The organism is Streptomyces sp. CAU 1734 (assembly GCF_039888735.1).
GTDB lineage: Bacteria > Actinomycetota > Actinomycetes > Streptomycetales > Streptomycetaceae > Streptomyces.
Genome location: NZ_JBDQQP010000023.1, coordinates 43,375 through 61,435 on the forward strand (window position 1 = coordinate 43,375; position 18,061 = coordinate 61,435).

17 protein-coding genes are annotated in these 18,061 nt (G+C 72.5%); 6 read left to right on the plus strand and 11 right to left on the minus strand.

What is annotated here, in order from left to right; translation table 11 throughout:
* Positions 1–134: 134 nt before the first annotated feature.
* From AAFN69_RS32260 to AAFN69_RS32285, 6 genes are all read right to left on the minus strand, one after another.
* The gene (locus tag AAFN69_RS32260; protein WP_347732451.1) at positions 135–1,193 is read right to left on the minus strand and encodes a serine hydrolase domain-containing protein; all 1,059 of its coding nucleotides are present in this window, start codon (positions 1,191–1,193) and stop codon (positions 135–137) included.
* Complete coding sequence (locus AAFN69_RS32265; protein WP_347732452.1) at positions 1,183–2,118, minus strand: hypothetical protein; 936 nt, start codon at positions 2,116–2,118, stop codon at positions 1,183–1,185. The genes AAFN69_RS32260 and AAFN69_RS32265 overlap by 11 nt, the downstream gene beginning before the upstream one ends.
* Entirely contained in the window at positions 2,115–2,852 is a 738-nt protein-coding gene (locus tag AAFN69_RS32270; RefSeq protein ID WP_347732453.1) for a hypothetical protein, read from the minus strand. Before AAFN69_RS32270 ends, AAFN69_RS32265 begins: the two co-directional genes overlap by 4 nt.
* 59 nt (positions 2,853–2,911) lie before the next feature.
* Positions 2,912–3,100: a hypothetical protein gene (locus tag AAFN69_RS32275; protein WP_347732454.1), complete on the minus strand. Its 189-nt coding sequence runs from the start codon at positions 3,098–3,100 to the stop codon at positions 2,912–2,914.
* A gap of 1,021 nt (positions 3,101–4,121) precedes the next feature.
* Positions 4,122–4,424 (minus strand): hypothetical protein, encoded by a 303-nt coding sequence (locus tag AAFN69_RS32280; protein ID WP_347732455.1) that lies wholly within the window; start codon positions 4,422–4,424, stop codon positions 4,122–4,124.
* A gap of 360 nt (positions 4,425–4,784) precedes the next feature.
* Positions 4,785–5,426: a GntR family transcriptional regulator gene (locus tag AAFN69_RS32285; RefSeq protein WP_347732456.1), complete on the minus strand. Its 642-nt coding sequence runs from the start codon at positions 5,424–5,426 to the stop codon at positions 4,785–4,787.
* A gap of 166 nt (positions 5,427–5,592) precedes the next feature.
* On the opposite strand from AAFN69_RS32285, the gene AAFN69_RS32290 reads away from it, so the two are divergent.
* From AAFN69_RS32290 to AAFN69_RS32300, 3 genes are all read left to right on the plus strand, one after another.
* Entirely contained in the window at positions 5,593–7,284 is a 1,692-nt protein-coding gene (locus AAFN69_RS32290) for an L-lactate permease (protein ID WP_347732457.1), read from the plus strand.
* 38 nt (positions 7,285–7,322) lie between these two features.
* Positions 7,323–8,561, plus strand: coding sequence for a glycerate kinase (locus AAFN69_RS32295; RefSeq protein ID WP_347732458.1), 1,239 nt, complete (start codon positions 7,323–7,325; stop codon positions 8,559–8,561).
* A 427-nt stretch (positions 8,562–8,988) separates the two neighbouring features.
* Positions 8,989–9,474: a ricin-type beta-trefoil lectin domain protein gene (locus tag AAFN69_RS32300; protein ID WP_347732459.1), complete on the plus strand. Its 486-nt coding sequence runs from the start codon at positions 8,989–8,991 to the stop codon at positions 9,472–9,474.
* Positions 9,475–9,540: 66 nt separating this feature from the next.
* On the opposite strand, the gene AAFN69_RS32305 is transcribed toward AAFN69_RS32300, so the two are convergent.
* Positions 9,541–10,827, minus strand: a complete 1,287-nt coding sequence (locus AAFN69_RS32305) for a geranylgeranyl reductase family protein (protein WP_347732460.1) — start codon at positions 10,825–10,827, stop codon at positions 9,541–9,543.
* A 101-nt stretch (positions 10,828–10,928) separates the two neighbouring features.
* On the opposite strand from AAFN69_RS32305, the gene AAFN69_RS32310 reads away from it, so the two are divergent.
* Entirely contained in the window at positions 10,929–11,438 is a 510-nt protein-coding gene (locus tag AAFN69_RS32310) for a GNAT family N-acetyltransferase (protein WP_347732461.1), read from the plus strand.
* A gap of 49 nt (positions 11,439–11,487) precedes the next feature.
* Here the strand turns inward: AAFN69_RS32310 and AAFN69_RS32315 are convergent, their stop codons facing one another.
* The 4 genes from AAFN69_RS32315 to AAFN69_RS32330 all read right to left on the minus strand — a co-directional run bounded on the left by AAFN69_RS32315 (position 11,488) and on the right by AAFN69_RS32330 (position 15,939).
* On the minus strand, positions 11,488–12,183 hold the full coding sequence (locus AAFN69_RS32315; protein ID WP_347732462.1) for a demethylmenaquinone methyltransferase: 696 nt from the start codon (positions 12,181–12,183) through the stop codon (positions 11,488–11,490).
* Positions 12,184–12,215: 32 nt separating this feature from the next.
* Complete coding sequence (locus AAFN69_RS32320) at positions 12,216–12,854, minus strand: hypothetical protein (protein WP_347732463.1); 639 nt, start codon at positions 12,852–12,854, stop codon at positions 12,216–12,218.
* Between the two features lie 7 nt (positions 12,855–12,861).
* A complete protein-coding gene (mqnC, locus tag AAFN69_RS32325; RefSeq protein WP_347732464.1) occupies positions 12,862–14,061 on the minus strand; it encodes a cyclic dehypoxanthinyl futalosine synthase in 1,200 nt (399 codons plus the stop codon).
* Between the two features lie 192 nt (positions 14,062–14,253).
* A complete protein-coding gene (locus tag AAFN69_RS32330; protein ID WP_347732465.1) occupies positions 14,254–15,939 on the minus strand; it encodes a protein kinase in 1,686 nt (561 codons plus the stop codon).
* A gap of 201 nt (positions 15,940–16,140) precedes the next feature.
* Between AAFN69_RS32330 and AAFN69_RS32335 the strand changes: the two genes are divergently transcribed.
* Positions 16,141–16,695, plus strand: coding sequence for a sigma-70 family RNA polymerase sigma factor (locus AAFN69_RS32335; protein ID WP_347732466.1), 555 nt, complete (start codon positions 16,141–16,143; stop codon positions 16,693–16,695).
* A 3-nt stretch (positions 16,696–16,698) separates the two neighbouring features.
* Positions 16,699–17,934: a CU044_5270 family protein gene (locus tag AAFN69_RS32340; RefSeq protein ID WP_347732467.1), complete on the plus strand. Its 1,236-nt coding sequence runs from the start codon at positions 16,699–16,701 to the stop codon at positions 17,932–17,934.
* Positions 17,935–18,061: the final 127 nt, after the last annotated feature.

The window sequence follows — 18,061 nt, forward strand, 5'->3', positions numbered from 1 at the left end:
CATGCCGGGTGCCGAAGTGACGCAGCCCGATGGGGCCGACAGCGGATGCTGTCGGCCCCATCGGGCTTTTCGCGGTGCGCGAGGGCTGGGCGAAAGAGCTGTGCGTACGGTGCGGGCGGGATCCGGCCGCCGGGTCAGCCGGCCGGCGGTCTGCGGGCAAGACCGCAGAGCAGATCCTGAGCCGCGTTCATGAAGCGCAGCCGCAGATTGGGCATGGTGTTGGTGAGCGCCACCACCGCGACCGCCGGATCCCGGCTGAAGCCGATGAAGGTGGTGAAACCGCGGGTCGCGCCCCCGTGGTAGTAGATCTGGCGGTCCGGTGTCTCGTGGTGGAACCAGCTCAGGGGGAGCGCGGGACCGCCCTGAGCACGCGGGCGCGCCCGGGTGACCTCGTCCAGCGCGGCGCGCAGCGCGACCCCGGCACCCTCGCCCGGGTGGCTGTCCGGCGCGATGTGGCAGCGCAGATAGTGCAGCAGATCGCGGGCGCTGGAGCGGAGCACCCCCGCGCCCGGCAGCCCCGGGATGACGAAGGGCGGCCGGGGCCGGCCGTGCCAGTGGCCGGTGGCCTGCGGTTCGGCGGGGTCGGATGTGGTGTCGGCGAGCCCCAGCGGATCCAGCACCTGGGCCCGCAGCAGGGCGCCGTAACCGGTGCCGCCCTGCTCGGCGAGGAGCTGGCCGAGCAGCCCCACCCCGAAGTTGGAGTAGTGCACCCGGGTCCCCGGAGCGCGCCGGACCCGGCTCCGCGCCAGCGACTTCAGCAGCCGCTGCGGCGGATACCGCCCATAGGGGTTGCTGGTCCAGCCGGGCAGCGCGGTGCGCAACAGCCCCGGTGGCAGCCGCGGCAGACCCGAGGTGTGGGTCGCCAGATGCTCCAGGGTGATGCTCTCCGCCGCGGCCCCCCTCGGCAGGGCCCACTCCGGCACCCGCGAGCTGAGCGGATCGTCCAGCCCCACCCTGCCGCGGGCGGCCATGTCGGCGAAGAGCAGCGCCGTGAAGGTCTTGGTGGCGGAGCCGAGTTCGAATCTGGTCCGGTCGGTGACGGCCTCGGCGCGCGTGCCGTCGGTGAATCCCCGGCAGTGGACGGTCTCCTCCCCCGCCCTGTCCACCGCGATCACGGTGGCGGCACGGCGGGGGGCGGCGTCCGCGACCTGTTGGAGCAGCGCGGCCGGCGACAGGGCCCGATCAGCGCACAACGGTGTCGCCGAGCCGGGAGAGCGCGAGGGTGCCGGCCACGATCGCCACGATCGAGGTGTGCCGGTTGTCCAGATACGACTGGGTCGGGTCGTCGTCGATCGGATGCCCGTCGCGCGGCAGCAGCCCGTCCGGATGCTGGGCGCCGGCCAGCCGCTCCCAGAACTCCGCCTCGCACTGCGGCTGGGGCAGGCAGGCGTCCACGATGATCAGCTCGGCGAGCAGATCCCACTCCTCGATCTCCGCCCAGGCGTCCATCCACACCGGCAGCCAGTCGACCAGATAATCCCGCACCCTCGGCGGCAGCCCCTGCGGCTCCGCGCCCCAGTCGGTGGCGTGGAAGACGGTGTGGGTCATGCAGTACGCCGTCATCCAGTCGATCATCCACGGCTCGGGGGTGTGCCCCAGCCAGGTCGCCTCCATCATCGAGGTCCAGTCGGCCTGGCGCTCGATTCCTGCCACCCGGGCGGCGTTCGCCACCGCCATCCGGCGGTTGGGAATCATCTCCGCGCCCCGGTGCGAGGCGAGCGAGCCGAGATGGCGCACCAGCTTGTCGAGCCGGTCGTGCCTATAGCCGACCCGGGCGAAGTGGGTGTACATCTCCAGCGGGTCGGTCATCATCGGGAACCGGATCTGCCGTTCGTAGAGCAGATCGCCGTGGCCCAGCTGCCCCCAGGAGAAGTCGAGCAGATCCCGCGCCTGCTGCTGCTCGCTCGCCGAGGCCATGCCCTCGCGCAGGACCAGCGACGACGCCAGCGCCAGCTCCCCGAGCGGCTTGTAGAAGCCGTCCGGGTCGGCGAGTACTTCGGTGGATTCCGGCGGCATCGCACCGCTGTCCCGGTTGGCATGCAGCCAGGCGAGCGACCGGGTGGCCACCTGATGTGCGATCTGCCGGCGGGTCGCCGGTGCTCCGGTCGACGTGCTCACGCGCCGTCCCCTCTCCGTGCCCCGCGCCCGGCGATGAGGCGCGCGGCGATCTCGGTGTCCAATACGGTTCTGGCGCCGACGGCGCCGCACAATTCCAGGTGCTCCACCACGGGCTCGATGTCGATACCCGGCAGCGCGCCCTCCCGGCTCTGGACCAGGGCCGCCCAGCGGGCCAGCCGCGCGGCCGTGGGGTAGTCGCGCCGCAGCATCGAGCGGGCCAGCCCGCGCTTGAGCGCGAGGACCCGCAGGCCGGCGTCGGTGATCACCGGGCTCTCGATCCCGGGCAGCGCCATCGGGGAGAGCCGCGCGATCCGCTGCGCCCACGCCCGCCAGTGCGAGATCTCGGGCAGGACCGGCGCCGACTCGCCGCTCGCCGGGTCCGGGATACCGGCGGCGCCCGCGCCGTACCGGATCAGGAGCGCGGTGGTCGCCTGCGCGAGGCAAGCCACTTCAGGGGGGTCGTCGGGAGCGCTCGGGAAGACGCTCAGCGCCTCGTACACCACATCCCGGTCGTCCGGGCCGAAGCGTACGGAGGCCAACAGCGCGGGTGCGAAGACATCAGGGCCCAGCACCCGCACCGCGGCCAATGCCGCCTTGGTGTCCGCCGCGCTGTCCACATGCGCCGCCAGACCCGGGAAATCCCCGGTGCCTCGCAGCGCAGCGAGCAGGCGCACGGCCAGACTCTCCACCGCCGCTCCGTATTCAGCCGACGGCACGGAGTCCGATTGCGACATTTGGTAACTCACCTTCTTCAGGGTCGATCAGATGTGCTGCCGCTCAGCGCGGCGGAGAACTACTTGCTGGGCTTGGGCGCCCGCGGCGAAAGGAGAACGGCGGCCAGCAGAAGCAGCACGGCCTCCGGGGCGTAGACCGGGGCGCCGGAGACGGTGGCCTCGGGCTCCGTGATCAGGCCGCGCACCGCGGTCCGCTCGGCCGCCTCGGCGCGGATGGAACGAGTACGGGTGGGGGTGTGGACGGACATGATTCCTCCAGGTTGTCTGCCGCCCGTTCTCGCGAACGGGCAACGGGCGTCACACGGCGAATACCGGTGACCGACGGAACACCGCATGGCGACGTGCCGTCACTCGATGGTCACTCCCTGAAGCGGCGACTCGCGAGACGAGGTCACGCTATTTCACCCGTTTCGGTGAATGGTGTGGCAGTGAAACAAACCCCCACCGGGGCGGATTTTCCTTGCGGGAACTGGGATCGGGCGGGCTGTCCGGCGTCCACCCGGCGCCGGGGGAGCGATTGCCGCCACCTGGCGGCAGCGGTCGAGAACCGCCGATGCGCAGGGGGTCGCGGGGGCGGAAGAGGGCGGATGAGTCCCCTCGGTGTTGATGGGACTCGGCCCGTCGGTGCCGATGGGATTCGGCTCGGTGTTGATGGGGCTCGGCTCGGTGCCGGGGGGCTCGGCTCGGTGCCGGGGGGCTCGGCTCGGTGCCGATGGGGCTCGGCCGCCCGCCGTGCGGCTCCCGGCCACCGTCCCGGCCGGGGGTGGGAAGCTCCCCGGACCGGGCGTCCCCGGCGGCGGGTCACGCCCGCGCGGATCGGCGCGTACGGCCGGTGGTGAGCGGGGCCCCGCGCCCCGCTCGCCGCCGTCGCAGGAACCGGCCGGCAGGGGAACGACGGCCGGCGGTGCCGGTCCGGCGCCGCCGCGCCCGCCGAGAGCAACCGGCCCTGATGAACGCCTGGTTGGCCGCCGCGCCGAGAGGCGGCCGGGTACGGCACCGGGGCGCGCGGGCGATACCGGCGACGCGGGCCGACGGCCGCGTACCCACTGCCAACAGCCCTGCGCCCAGCCGGGGTTGAGGTCCGCGCGCGGGACACCCCCGTGCCCACCGGCTCGCTCAACACCCTTGCGCGGAAGGCCCTTGGGAAACACGGACGGGCACGGCTGTCACCGGCCGGGGCACGCGTCCGGAGGAGCCGGCCGTACACAACCCGGCTCCCCACCCGAAGCGGGCGGGGAGCCGAATCCGTACCGGCCCCGTACGGCGGGATCAGTAACCGTCCTGCGCCTCCAGGCGCGTGAGGTCCATGTCGTCGAGCAGCGCCTCGATCGTGCGCCCGCTCATGTGCGCGTCCTTCTCGATCTCGACGGCCGCCCAGCCGGTGAGGCTCATGACCAGCACCCGCAGGCCGTCGGATCCGTACCGCTCCAGCACCGCGTCGGCGGTCCGCAGGGCCTCTTCCGGAATGCGTTCCTCGGGATAGGCACCGGCCACCTTCCGCAGGAGTTCGACCGAGATCTGCGAGATGTCCGGGGCTATGGCTTGCAGCCGCCGGTCCTCGGCTTCGTCCATGCTGTGCCCTCCCCATGTGTTGGCTGTGCGATGGCTGCCGCGCCGCCCCCGTGCGCATGCGGGCGCAGACAGAGGGTTTCCCGCGCGGCCGGTTCTCACACGGTCGCTTTCCGGCTCTTGGCGCGGTTGTCCGGTTCCTCCCGCCGGCACCCGGATCGGCGCCCCGGCACCGGTCTCCGCGCCCCGTTCCGGTATGCATACGCCACGCCGGAGCGGCACGGCGGTCAACCGCCGGAGAGTCGCCCGATCGGGTCATGACCGGGAGTCAACTCCCCTGCGGGCGGCGGGAGAACACCCGGGTACGCCGATCCGCGGCACCGGCGGGGAGGGGTGCCGGACGACGCCCGGCGGCGGGCCGGGTCAGGCGTCCGCGGCCGGGAGGTCCAGGAAGCCCGCGAGGGTGTCGCTCGCGTGGGTGAGGTGGAGGGTGACCGCCTCGGCGACGCCGTCCGGGTCGCCCTCGGTGATGCGGTCCAGGATCGCCTGGTGCTCCTCGGCGATGACCGAGGGCTGGAGCAGGCGCCGGCTCTGGACCTGGGCCATGCACAGGCGCATCTCACCCATCAGGGAGCCGTAGAGCCTGGTCATCCGGGGGCTGCCGGTGGCGTCCACCAGCGAGAGGTGGAAGCGGACGTCCGGGGCGACGATCGCCAGGGTCGGGGTGTCGCCGTGGGCGACGATCTCCGCCTGGGCCTCGATCGCGGCCGGCGGCACATACCGGCGCACGGCGAGCTTCCGCAGCACCTCGCGCTCGACGCACATCCGGCTGTCGTAGAGATCGCGGATGTCGTCGATGCCGAGCTCGGGGACATGGGCGGTCTTGTGCGCGGTGCGGCGCAGCAGGCCCTCGGCGACCAGTTTCTCGATCGCCGCCTTCGCCGTGGGGCGGGAGACCTCGTACCGCCCGGCCACCTCGGCCTCCGGGAGCAGGGCGTTCGCGGGGATGTCGCCACTGAAGACTTGCTGGCGGAGATCCTCCGCCAGCGCGTCGATGATCGACATCATTTGTAGCTTCGTGCCCCTCACAAAAACCCCGCTCCCTCGCCCGTTCCGGACCGATTGTGCCCTACGTCCGCACACCCAGGGGGTTGACTGACAAGTCAGATTGTCTTACAAGTTTACAACCGCGGACTCACTGGAGCGCGGAGGCCCGAACCCAGGAGTTCGCGTGTATCGACAAATACTGGATCCCATCGCCGATTCCTTGCTTCTGTCGGCTCTGTGTGCGGTTGTGCCGCTGATCGTTCTGTTTGTGCTGCTTGGCGCCTTCAGAGTGAAGGCGTACTGGTCGGCACTGGCCGCCGTGGCGAGCGCCGTCCTGCTGGCGATCGTCGGCTGGCAGATGCCCGCCGTCCAGGCTTTCTCCGGCGTCGCCGAGGGTGCGTTCTACGGGCTCTTCCCGATTCTGTGGATCCTGATCAACGCGCTCTTCGTCTACCGGCTGACCGAGATCACCGGCTGGTTCGCCGTGCTGCGGCGCACCTTCAACTCGGTCTCCGACGACCAGCGCATCCAGGCGATCCTGATCGCCTTCTGCTTCGGCGCGCTGATCGAGGCCCTGGCCGGATTCGGTACGCCGGTGGCCATCTCGGTCGTCATGCTGATCGCGGCCGGGCTCAAGCCGATCAAGGCCGCGACCGTGGCGCTGGTCGCCAACACCGCGCCCGTCGCCTTCGGCAGCCTCGCCGTGCCGATCACCACCCTGGCGGGCGTCACCGGGCTGCCGGTCGACGAGCTGGGTGCCATGGCCGGACGGCAGACGCCGGTGCTCGCGGTCTTCGTACCGCTGATCCTGGTGCTGCTGGTCGACGGCAAGCGCGGTGTCCGCCAGACCTGGCCCGCCGCGATCGTCGCCGGTCTGGCCTTCGGTATCAGCCAGTTCGTCTGGGCCCAGTGGGTGTCCGTGGAGACCACCGACATCGCGGCCGGAGCCGTCACCCTGGTCGCCCTCCTCGGCTTCCTGCGGATCTGGCGCCCGCGCACCCTGGTCACCGCCGCGACGAAGGAGGCCGAGAGCGGCAAGGGCTCCGACGCCGGCGAGGCCGACGAGGAGAACCCCGAGCTGGACGCCGACGCCGGCGAGGCCGACAGGCACCGGGCCCGTACCGGCGAGGGCAGCGCCTGGCTCGCCTTCGCCCCGTACCTGATCATCATCGTGCTCTTCGCGATCGCCCAGTTCGGACCGGTCAAGCAGTGGCTGGCGGTCAACGGCACCCACGCCTTCGCCTGGCCCGGACTCGACGTCTACCCGGCGACCGGGGACAAGCCGGTCGGGCTGACCACCTTCAAGCTCGACCACATCAAGGCGGCCGGCACGATCCTGCTGCTCTCCGGCCTGCTCACGATGGCCTGCTACAAGATCCGGCCGGGCCGGGCACTGCGCGCCTACGGCGGCAACCTCGTCAAGCTCCGCTGGACCATGGTCACCGTCATGCTGGTGCTGGCCCTCTCGTACACGATGAACCTCTCCGGCATGACCGCCACCCTCGGCGAGGCACTGGCCGCGACCGGTCCGGCGTTCGCCTTCCTCTCGCCGATCCTGGGCTGGATCGGAGTGGCCCTGACCGGCTCCGACACCTCCTCCAACTCCCTCTTCGGCAACACGCAGGTCGCCGCCGCGCAGAAGCTCGGCCTGGATCCGGTGCTGCTGGCCGCCGCCAACTCCTCCGGCGGTGTGCTCGGCAAGATGATCTCGATCCAGAACCTCTCCGTCGCCGCCGCGGCCATCGGGCAGCCGGGATCCGAGAGCCAGATCTTCCGCAAGGTGATCGGCTGGAGCCTCGGGCTCATCGTGGTCTTCGCCTTCTTCGTCTACCTCCAGTCCACCCCGGTGCTCGGCTGGATGACCAAGGCTCTGTGACCGGCCGTCATGACCGGGACCCGGAAGGAACACACCATATGAACCCCCTGAACAGGACACCGGTGGTGCTCTGCGCGCCGGACAAATTCCGGGACGCGCTCACCGCCCGGGAGGCGGCGAACGCCCTCGCCGCCGGGGCCGAGCAGGCGGGCTGGGAAGCGCTCACGCACCCGCTGGCCGACGGCGGCGAGGGCTCCCTGGAGGCCGTGATCACCAGCGGCGGCGGGACCACCGAGGCGGTGGACTCGGTCGACCCGCTGGGCCGCCCGATCCGTACCCGGGTGGGCTGGCTCCCCGGCCGGACCGCCGTCGTGGAGGCCGCCGAGGTGATCGGGCTGGCGGGTCTCGCACCCGCCGACCGGGACCCGCTGCGGGCCTCCAGCGCCGGCCTCGCCGCACCGATCCTGGCCGCCGTCGCCGGAGGGGCCCGCCGTGTGGTGGTCTTCCTCGGCGGTACGGCCACGGTGGACGGCGGCACCGGACTGCTCACCGCGCTCGGTGCCCGCCTCAGCGGCGAGAGCGGTACGGCGATCGCCGGCAGCGGCGCCGATCTCGCCCGGATCGCCCGGGCCGATCTCGAACCCGCCCGCCGGGCGCTGCACGGTGTCGAACTCGTCGTCGCCACGGATGTCCGCAGCCCCTTCCACGGCCCGGACGGCGCGGCCTTCGTCTACGGTCCGCAGAAGGGCGCCGACCCGGCGGCGGTGGAACGGCTCGACGCGGGTCTGCGCCGGTTCGCCCCGCTGCTGGGCAACGCGGCCGAGCTGCGCGGGGCCGGCGCGGCGGGCGGCCTCGGGGCCGCGCTGACCGCGATCGGGAAGCGCCCGCCGGTGCTCGGCGCGGAGATGGTGCTCGATCTGACCGGGTTCGCGGCGCGGCTGGCCGGGGTGGACCTCTGCCTGTCGGGCGAGGGGCGGATCGACCGCAGCACCGCCGCCGGCAAGACCCCCCACGCGGTGCTGCTGGCCGCCGAGCGGGCCGGGGTGCCCTGCGCCCTGATCGGCGGGACGGTGACCGCCGAGGCGGAGGAGCTGTACGCGCATCACGCGGCGGGTGTCTTCGCGGCGGGCCGGCTGCCGCGCCCGCTGGCGGAGGCGCTCCCGGCCACGGCCGGGGACCTCGCCACGACGGCCCGCGCGGTCTGCTCCCTGGCGGCGGCGTTCCGGCCGGTCCGGGGCGCGGTCGCGGGTACGGGTACGGGCACGGGCGCTTTCGCGGGTACGGGCGCGGGCGCGGTCTCCGGGCCGCTCGAACCCGCGCGGATCACCGGACCGTGATCACGGAGCGCCGGCCGTCATGCCTGTGAGCGGCCGACCCTCCGTTCCGTGATCACCAGCCGCCGGTCCCGCCCCCACACCGCACCGGCGGCACACCGCGGCCCCGCTCCCGGGAATCCCTCCCGGCCGCGGGGCCGCGGTCGCGCCCGGTCCCGGTCCCGCTCCCGGGTCACTTCGGCGGACCGGCCCCCTCGAAGCGGTGGACTCCCGCCGGAGCATTCCCGCCGGACGATTCCCCCGGATGTTCCGGGCACGTCAATTCACCGCGCTCATGTGCCAGGTGACGCACAGGACTTCGCGCGGAGCGTCTGAGCGGTCGGGAAGGAGGGGACCCCTACAGGGCTTCGGCCAACCGGATCCGCCGGCCGGGACCGGTGCAGCCGTGTCCCGTACCGATGCGGACCCCCACCGCGAAAGGTCCGCCCCCATGGCTCACCGCACCCGCAAGCCGCTCTTGCCCGCACTTCTCGCGCTGACGTCCTTCGCGCTGACATCGCCCGCGGCCACCGCGGCGCCGGCGGCTCCCGCCGCCCCGGCGGTCGGCAGCATATGTCTGGCGACCGCCTATCCGTCGTTCCACGCGGCCAGTGTGAAGTCCTGCAACGCGTCCTCGTCCGAGCAGCGATGGACCTCCAGCGGGGAGCTGATCCGCCTGGCCGCCCACCCGGGCATGTGCCTGGCCACCGGCTATCCCGGCTTCCACGCCGCCAGTGTGAAGTCCTGCAACGCGTCCTCGTCCGAGCAGCGCTGGACCTCCAGCGGGGAGCTGATCCGCCTGGCCGCCCACCCGGGCATGTGCCTCGCCACCGGCTATCCCGGCTTCCACGCCGCCAGTGTGAAGTCCTGCAACGCGTCCTCGTCCGAGCAGCGCTGGACCAGGGTGGGAGAGCTGATCAGCCTGACGGCGTACTAGACCGTCTCCCGGTCCCCCGCTCCGGCCGGCGCCGCCGCGCCCGCCCGCCGGAGCGGGGCCCGGAGGTCACGCCTTGGGGGCCACCTTCGACAGGCCGTTGATGATGCGGTCCATCGCGTCGCCGCCCGTCGGGTCGGTCAGATTCGCCAGCATCTTCAGGGTGAAGCGCATCAGCAGCGGGTGCGTCAGGCCCCGCTCCGTCGCCAGCTTCATCACCTTCGGGTTGCCGATCAGCTTCACGAAGGCGCGGCCGAGGGTGTAGTAGCCGCCGTAGGTGTCCTTGAGGACCTTCGGATAGCGCTGGAGGGCGAGCTCGCGGTGGGCCGGGGTGGCGCGGGCGTGGGCCTGGACGATGACATCGGCGGCGATCTGGCCCGACTCCATCGCATAGGCGATGCCCTCGCCGTTGAACGGGTTGACCAGGCCGCCCGCGTCGCCGACCAGGAGCAGGCCCCGGGTGTAGTGCGGCTGGCGGTTGAAGGCCATCGGGAGCGCGGCGCCCCGGATCGGGCCCGTCATGTTCTCCTCGGAGTAACCCCACTCCTCGGGCATCGAGGCGCACCACGCCTTCAGCACCTCGCGCCAGTCCAGCTCCTTGAAGGAGGAGGTGGTGTTGAGGACGCCGAGGCCGACATTGGAGGTGCCGTCGCCCATGCCGAAGATCCAGCCGTAGCCGGGCAGCAGCCGGTCCGGGCCCGGGCCGCGCCGGTCCCACAGCTCCAGCCAGGACTCCAGATAGTCGTCGTCGTGGCGCGGCGAGGTGAAGTAGGTGCGGACCGCCACGCCCATCGGGCGGTCGTCACGGCGGTGCAGGCCCATCGCGAGGGAGATCCGGGAGGAGTTGCCGTCGGCGGCGACCACCAGCGGGGCGTGGAAGGTGACCGGGGTCTTCTCCTCGCCCAGCTTGGCCTCCACTCCGGTGATCTTCCCGGTGCGGTCGTCGATGATCGGCGCGCCGACATTGCACCGCTCGTACAGCCGGGCGCCGGCCTTCTGGGCCTGACGGGCGAGCTGCTCGTCGAAGTCGTCGCGCTTGCGGACGAGTCCGTAATCCGGGTAGGAGGCGAGCTCCGGCCAGTCGAGCTGGAGCCGTACGCCGCCGCCGATGATCCGCAGGCCCTTGTTCCGGAGCCAGCCGGCCTCTTCGGAGATGTCGATTCCCATGGCCACCAGCTGCTTGGTGGCGCGCGGGGTGAGGCCGTCGCCGCAGACCTTCTCGCGCGGGAACGCCGTCTTCTCCAGCAGGAGTACGTCGAGTCCGGCCTTGGCGAGGTAATACGCCGTGGTCGCGCCGGCCGGGCCTGCCCCGACGACGATCACATCTGCGCTGTGTTCGGAGAGGGGTTCGGTCACGGCGGGTTCTCCCGGGGACTCTCGATATTGCATGCTCAGCGGCACTGGACAAGGGCAGTCTATGGGTGCGTATCGATCAACCGACTGAAGGGCTCCCCTCCATGAGCAGGCTCCTCCCCGCCTTGCGGCTCCGTGTGCCCACCGACGAGGACGCCCATGCCTGGCACCGGGTCTTCGACGACCCCGATGTCATGGAGTTCCACGGCGGACGGAGTGCGGAACTCTCCGTATACGAGGAGCTGACCGCACGGCAGCGGCGCCATGACGCCGAACTCGGCTTCTGCCTCTGGACAATTCTGGACGAAGAGGGCGAGGTCATAGGCTTCACGGGTGCGCAGCCGTGGCCGCGCACCGACTTCGGCCCGGTCGGCGCGATCGAGATCGGCTGGCGGCTGGCCCGGTCCGCGTGGGGGAAGGGCTGTGCCACGACCGCCGCCCTCACCACACTGGAGCGGCTGCGCGCCGCCGGGGTCGGCGAGGTGGTGGCCATGGTGAAGCAGGGCAATGAACGCTCGATCGCGGTGACCCGGCGCCTCGGCATGACGGAGGCGGAGAGCTACCCGATGCCGGGCACCGACGAGCTCGCGCTCTCCTTCCGGCTGGAGCTGTAGCGGCGGCGGCACGGGTACGGGGACGTCGCCCCCGTACCCGGCCGGCGCGTCAGGCCGTCTTGGTGCCCCGGTGCAGCGCCACGATCCCGCCGCTCAGATTGCGCCAGGCGACCTTGGACCAGCCCGCCCGCTGAAGCGCCGCCGCCAGGGCGGGCTGGTCCGGCCAGGACTGGATCGACTCGGCGAGATAGACATAGGCGTCCGGGTTGGAGGAGACCGCCCGCGCCACCGGCGGGAGCGCCCGCATCAGATACTCCTCGTACACCGTCCGGAACGGCGCCCAGGTGGGGTGCGAGAACTCACAGATCACGATCCGGCCGCCCGGCTTGGTGACCCGGTGCATCTCGGCCAGCGCCACCTGGGTCTCCTGCACATTGCGCAGGCCGAAGGAGATGGTGACCGCGTCGAACACCCCGTCGCGGAACGGCAGCCGGGTCGCGTCGCCCGCCGTCAGCGGCAGCCAGGCGTTGCGCTTCTTGCCCTCCCGGAGCATCCCGAGGGAGAAGTCGCAGGGCACCACATAGGCGCCGGCCGCCGCGAACGGCATCGAGGACGTGCCCGTGCCCGCCGCCAGGTCGAGGATCCGCTGCCCCGGCCGGGCGCCGACCGCCTTGGCGACCTCCTTGCGCCAGCGGCGGTCCCGGCCGAGCGAGAGAACATCATTGGTGAGGTCGTAGTTGGCCGCGACGTCGTCGAACATCGTGGCGACTTCGTGCGGCTGCTTGTCCAGGGATGCTCTGATCACGCTCCCCATTCAAGCAGTCCGCACCGCCCGGCTCACGAGCGGCGGTACACCAGCCGTCCGGCCAGTACGGTCGCCACACAGCTCGCCGCGCCCGGCCCGCGCAGGGCCGGCTCCCACGGCTCGTCCACCGGTACGGCGAAGACCGCGAAGTCGGCCGGGGCGCCCGGCACGAGCCGGCCGCCGAGGAGGGATTCCGGCGGCACCTCGTACGCCAGGGGGTCCAGCGAGAGCGGGCCCGCCACCGGCGAGGGCTCGCGCACCCGCAGACCCGAGCGGGCCACCGCCGTGCGCACCGGGGGACGGGTGAAGGGCCCGGTCACCGCCGTGACCCCATGGGCCAGCAGCCGCTGAAGACCGCGCCGGGCGCTGCCGCCCCACCGGGCCTCGTCGGGGGCGAGCGCCGCCAGGGCCGCGCCGGTGACCGGTTCGGTGCCCAGCTCGGCCGCCTCGCGCGGGTCGGGGTGGTACGCCGACTCCAGCAGCTCCCCGGTGCGCGGATGGCGGAGTCCGGGCATCAGCAGGCCCGGCCAGCTCCGGATCCGCGCGCCCGGATACGCGGCGGCCAGCTCCTCGTGGCCGCCCAGCGCGGCGATCCGGCCGGTGTCGACCACGATGGCGACCGCACCGGGGGTGCCGCCGAGGACGGCACCGGCCGTGTGGAGAGTGAGCAATCCGGGCTCAGTTGGTGCTGAGGAGCTTCAGCTCCGGGTGGGCGGTGCCGCCGTCGATCGCCGTGGAGGAGATGTGGGACATCACCCGCTCGTCGACCGGGTCGTTCGCCGGGTCGTCGTGGACCACCAGGTGCTCATAGGTCGTCGCCCGCTGCGCCGGGACCCGGCCCGAGGTGCGGATGAGATCGATGATCTCCTGCCGGTTGGAGCGGTGCCTGGCGCCCGCCGAGGAGACCACGTTCTCCTCCAGCATGATCGAGCCGAGGTCGTCCGCGCCGTAGTGCAGCGAGAGCTGGCCGACCTCCTTGCCGGTGGTCAGCCACGAGCCCTGGATATGGGCGATGTTGTCCATGAAGAGCCGGGCGATCGCGATCATCCGCAGATACTCGAAGAGCGTGGCGTGGGTGCGGCCCTTCAGATGGTTGTTCTCCGGCTGGTAGGTGTACGGGATGAAGGCCCGGAAACCGCCGGTGCGGTCCTGGACGTCCCGGATCATCCGCAGATGCTCGATCCGCTCGGCGTTGGTCTCGCCGGTGCCCATCAGCATGGTGGAGGTGGACTCCACCCCCAGATTGTGGGCGGTCTCCATGATCTCCAGCCAGCGCTCGCCGGACTCCTTGAGCGGGGCGATCGCCTTGCGGGGACGGGCGGGCAGCAGTTCGGCGCCCGCGCCGGCGAAGGAGTCCAGGCCGGCCGTGTGGATCCGCTGGATGGCCTCCTCGACCGAGACCCCGGAGATCCGGGCCATGTGGTCGACCTCGGAGGCGCCGAGGGAGTGGATCACCAGCTGCGGGAAGGCGGACTTGATGGCGGAGAAGTGCTCCTCGTAGTACTCGACGCCGTAGTCGGGGTGGTGCCCGCCCTGGAACATGATCTGGGTGCCGCCCAGTTCGACGGTCTCCGCGCAGCGGCGCAGGATGTCGTCGAGATCGCGGGTCCACCCCTTCCTCGTGTCCTTCGGCGGGGCGTAGAAGGCGCAGAACTTGCAGGCGGTGACGCACACATTGGTGTAGTTGATGTTGCGCTCGATGATGTACGTCGCGATGTGCTCGGTACCGGCGTACCGGCGGCGGCGTACGGCGTCGGCCGCACTGCCCAGCGCGTGGAGCGGGGCCGAGCGGTAGAGGTCGAGCGCCTCTTCCGGGGTGATCCGGCCCCCCTCGGCGGCACGGTCCAGCACGGACTGAAGGTCGGCCTTCTCGGTCACCGGGTGTCACCTTTCGGTGGATTTCCAAAGCGTTGCCGGACGTTCGCGGACGCTGGTCATCGGGCGGCTGCCGGATGGGCGTCGGTGCGTGTCCGCGGGCCGGTCCAGCCTACGCCAGGGGCATGCGCCGGTTACGGACCGGTTCGGCGCGGGGTGCGCCCGGCTGCTCCGGGGTGCGGCGCGGCGTGCCGGTCAGGGGCGGGGGCCGGGGCGCCGGAGGATTCCGGCGGGGCTGTCGGCGCCGGGCCGGCCGGAGGTCCAGCGCACGTGGTTGTCGATCAGCCGGAAGGTCACCGTGTGGGTGCCGGGGACACAGGAGGAGGTGCCCACGGCGCGGAGTTCCGAGCCGGTCGCCCCGGTCAGCAGGAGGCCGGTGGAGCAGAGGAGTCCGCCGGCACTGTCGTACTGGCGGACCGTGCCGATGCGGTCGCCGACGGGGCCCGGCTTGATGACGGCGGTGGCGGTGGTCCCCTCATCGCCCGAGGAGAGGGTGACCGGGCCCGTCCAGGTGCCGACGAACCCCTTCGGGACCTGGCGGACGGGGGTGGTCGCGGTGGGTTCCTTCATCCACGCGCCGTCCGTCGCCGAGCCGGACGGCAGGTGCTCGGGTGGCGAGGCCATTTTCCCCTTGTCCGCGCCGCTGTTGTCCCCGGTCCAGGTGTCGGGGAGGGAGTTCAGCCCGTAGGACAGGCCCGCCAGGGCGAGGGCCAGCGTGAGGGTGAAGGTGCAGCTGACCCGACGCCGGCGGCCGGATTCCCCCGAGCCGGGAGCGGCCCCGGGCCGGGGGCCGGTGACGAGCGGCGGTTCGGTGCCCTCGGTGCTCTCGGTGTCCCCCGTGCTCCCCGCCGGATCGCCGGTACCCGCCGAGGGGCCCATGGCCGGGCCCCGCACCGCCGGAGTGGTGAACTCCACCGGTCCCGACGCGGGGTCGGGGGCCGCTTCCGGCTCCGCCCCCGACACCGCCTCCGGCTCCAGGTCGAGCAGGCTCACCGCCACCCGGCCCGCCTCCGCCACCAGCGGCCCCGGCAGCCAGCCGGATCCGGCCGCTTCCGCCGCGCCGTCCGGGGCCATGGTCCGCGCGATCTCCCGGGGATCGGGCCGGTCCGCCGGGTCCTTGGCCAGACAGCCGGCGACCAGCTCCCGGATGGCGGCGTCCGGGCCCCCGGGGCCGTCCGGCCAGGGGAGCTCAGGCTCCCCGTGCACCACCCGGTAGAGCAGCGCCGCCGAGGAGTCGCCGGGGAACGGTCCCGCGCCCATCGCCGCGTACGCCAGCACCGCGCCCAGCGAGAAGACATCGGACGCGCCCGTGACCTCCTTGCCCAGGACCTGCTCGGGGGACATATAGCCCGGTGAGCCGACCGGGACACCGGTGGAGGTGAGCGAGGCGGTGCCGTCCGTGGCCCGTGCGATCCCGAAGTCGATCAGCCGGGGGCCGTCCAGGGTGAGCAGCACATTGGACGGTTTCACATCACGGTGCACGAGCTCCAGCGCGTGGACGGCGCAGAGCGCCTCGGCGAGCCCGGCCGCCAGTACGCGTAAGGACGGGCCGGGCAGCGGACCGTGCTCGGCGACCGCGCGGGAGAGCGGCGGACCGGCGACGAAGCCGGTGGCCACCCAGGGCACGGTCGCGTCGGGATCCGCGTCGAGCACGGGCGCGGTCCACCGGCCGCCCACCCGCCGTGCCACCTCCACCTCGCGCCGGAAACGGGCCCGGAATTCGCCGTCGCGCGCGAAGTGCGGATGGACGATCTTGACCGCGACCGTACGGCCCCCGGTGCTCCGTCCGAGATAGACCCGGCCCATGCCGCCCGACCCGAGCCGGCCCAGCAGCCGGTACGCGCCAATGGTGTGCGGCTCCTCCGGATTCAGCGGCTGCATCAGTTGACTCCCCCGTGTGCTGCTGCGCGCTTGTCCAACGCCAGCGTAGGGCCTGCCCGCCGGGCGGGGACCGGCACCGGACCCCTGCCGCCCCCGCCGTCCCTCCCGCCCCGGAAATTCTCCGATCCGCCTGTAACGATGCGCCGTGTCGAACCACTTCCTCATGGCAGATGAAACCCGGAGGGGACGGAGGTGCGGGCGGTGGCAGACGAAGCGGACCGCTTCACCACGATGTACGACGCCTGCCGCGGGCGGGTGTGGGCCTATGTGGTGAGCAGGGCCGGACGGCAGGTCGCCGACGAGGTGGTGAGTGAGACCTTCACCATCGCCTGGCGGCGGCGTGCCGAGATGCCGCGCGCGGAGCTCCCGTGGCTGCTCGGCGTGGCGCGCAATGTGCTGCGGGAGACGGTGCGGGCGGAGGTGCGGCGGGCGTCGTTCGCCGCCGAACTGCGGGAGTGGACCGAGCGGTCCGACCGCGGCAGCGCCGAGGACATAGCGGATGACGTGGCGGATCGCAGCGCTCTGCTCACCGCCCTGGCCTCGCTCCCGGAGGACGACCGCGAGGTGCTGATCCTCGCCGCCTGGCAGGGGTTCTCCCCCGCCGAGGCCGCGCAGGTCGTCGGCTGTACGTCGGCGGCGATGCGGGTCCGGCTGCACCGGGCGCGGAAACGGCTGACCAGGGCCGTGGAGGCCACGGCGGGTCCGTCGGCCGCGGCCGTGCGGCGCCGGGTTCAGCTCGTACGAGAGGAAGTGTGAGAGATGGGAGAGCACATGCGCGGGAATCCGCCGAAGGGCGATGTCATGCGCCGGCTGAGGGAGGCCCGCCCGCCGGAGCTGGCGGACGGGACCCGGGCCGATCCCGGGCGCAGGGTCGCGGAACTGACGGCGGCCATGACGGGGACGCCCCCGGCCGGCGCCGAGGCGGAACCGCGCCCCGCGCGGCAGCTGCCGCGGCTCCGCTGGGGCATCGGCCTGGTGGGGGTGGCGGCGGCCGGAGCACTCGCCGTGACCCTGCTGCCGGCCGACAGCGGAGCGCCCGCCCGGGCCGGCGCTCCGGCGCCCGGCACCGGGCCCGTCACCGGACGGGACTTCCTGCTGGCCGCCGCCGAGCGGGTGGAGAGCAGGGGGAAGAACACCACGGGGGCCTACTGGTACACGGAGGAGCGTTCGGGCAACTTCATCCCCGTCCCCGGCAAGGACGGAAAGCCCGCCTATCTCGTCGACGACCGCACCCAGAACCGGCAGTGGCTGGCCCGGAACGAGCACAAGCGCTGGAGCGACACGGCCGGAACGGGCGTGCGCCCCGCCTTCGCGAAGGACGAGCGGGCGTGGCGGGCGGCCGGATCGCCGAAGAACTGGGACCTGTGGGGCATCGGCGGGAAGCTGAAGTGGGACGCCTTCGGGCTGGTCGCCCAGGACGCCCCGGGCGGTAGCGGCGACACCATGCCCATGGGTGACATCTCGATCAAGGATGTACAGGCGCTGCCGACCGATGTGGACAAGCTGCGCAAGCGGCTGCGCGAACTGGTCGACAAGGAGTACAACGCCCCCGAGAAGCATCTGCGCGAGCTGGTGCAGCGCAAGGCGTTCGAGGTCGCCGTGCACATGCCCGCGGGCCCGGCGCTCCGCGCCGCCGCCTACCGGCTGCTCGCCGAGGAACCGGGGGTGCGCGCGCTCGGCGAGATCACCGACCGCTCGGGCCGCAAGGGGTACGGAGTGGGGCTGCCGGCGTGGGGCGCGACGCAGCAGCAGATCATCCTCGACAAGAGGAACGGCGCACCGCTCGGTGTGCAGACCGTGAATCTCAAGGCGCAGCACAACAGGGAGAAGGGCGGAATCCTCTACTACTCGACCATCGTCGAACAGCGCTGGACCAACACCGAGCCGCCGTTCAGCGAGGACAAGCAGAACCTCGGCGAGCAGCCGCCGTTCAACCCGGAGCTCGGCGAGTTCGAGTTCGCCGATGAGGACGGGAACGATCCCACTCCGGAGTAGCGGAACCGCCGCGGGCGGGGCGGGGAGCCGGTGACGCCGGGCGGGTGGCCGGCTCCGCGGTGAGAAGCGGTACGGGGGCGGGGTCCGGGATCCGGGGCCTCGCCCCTGCGGCCGTCCCGGGCCGGGG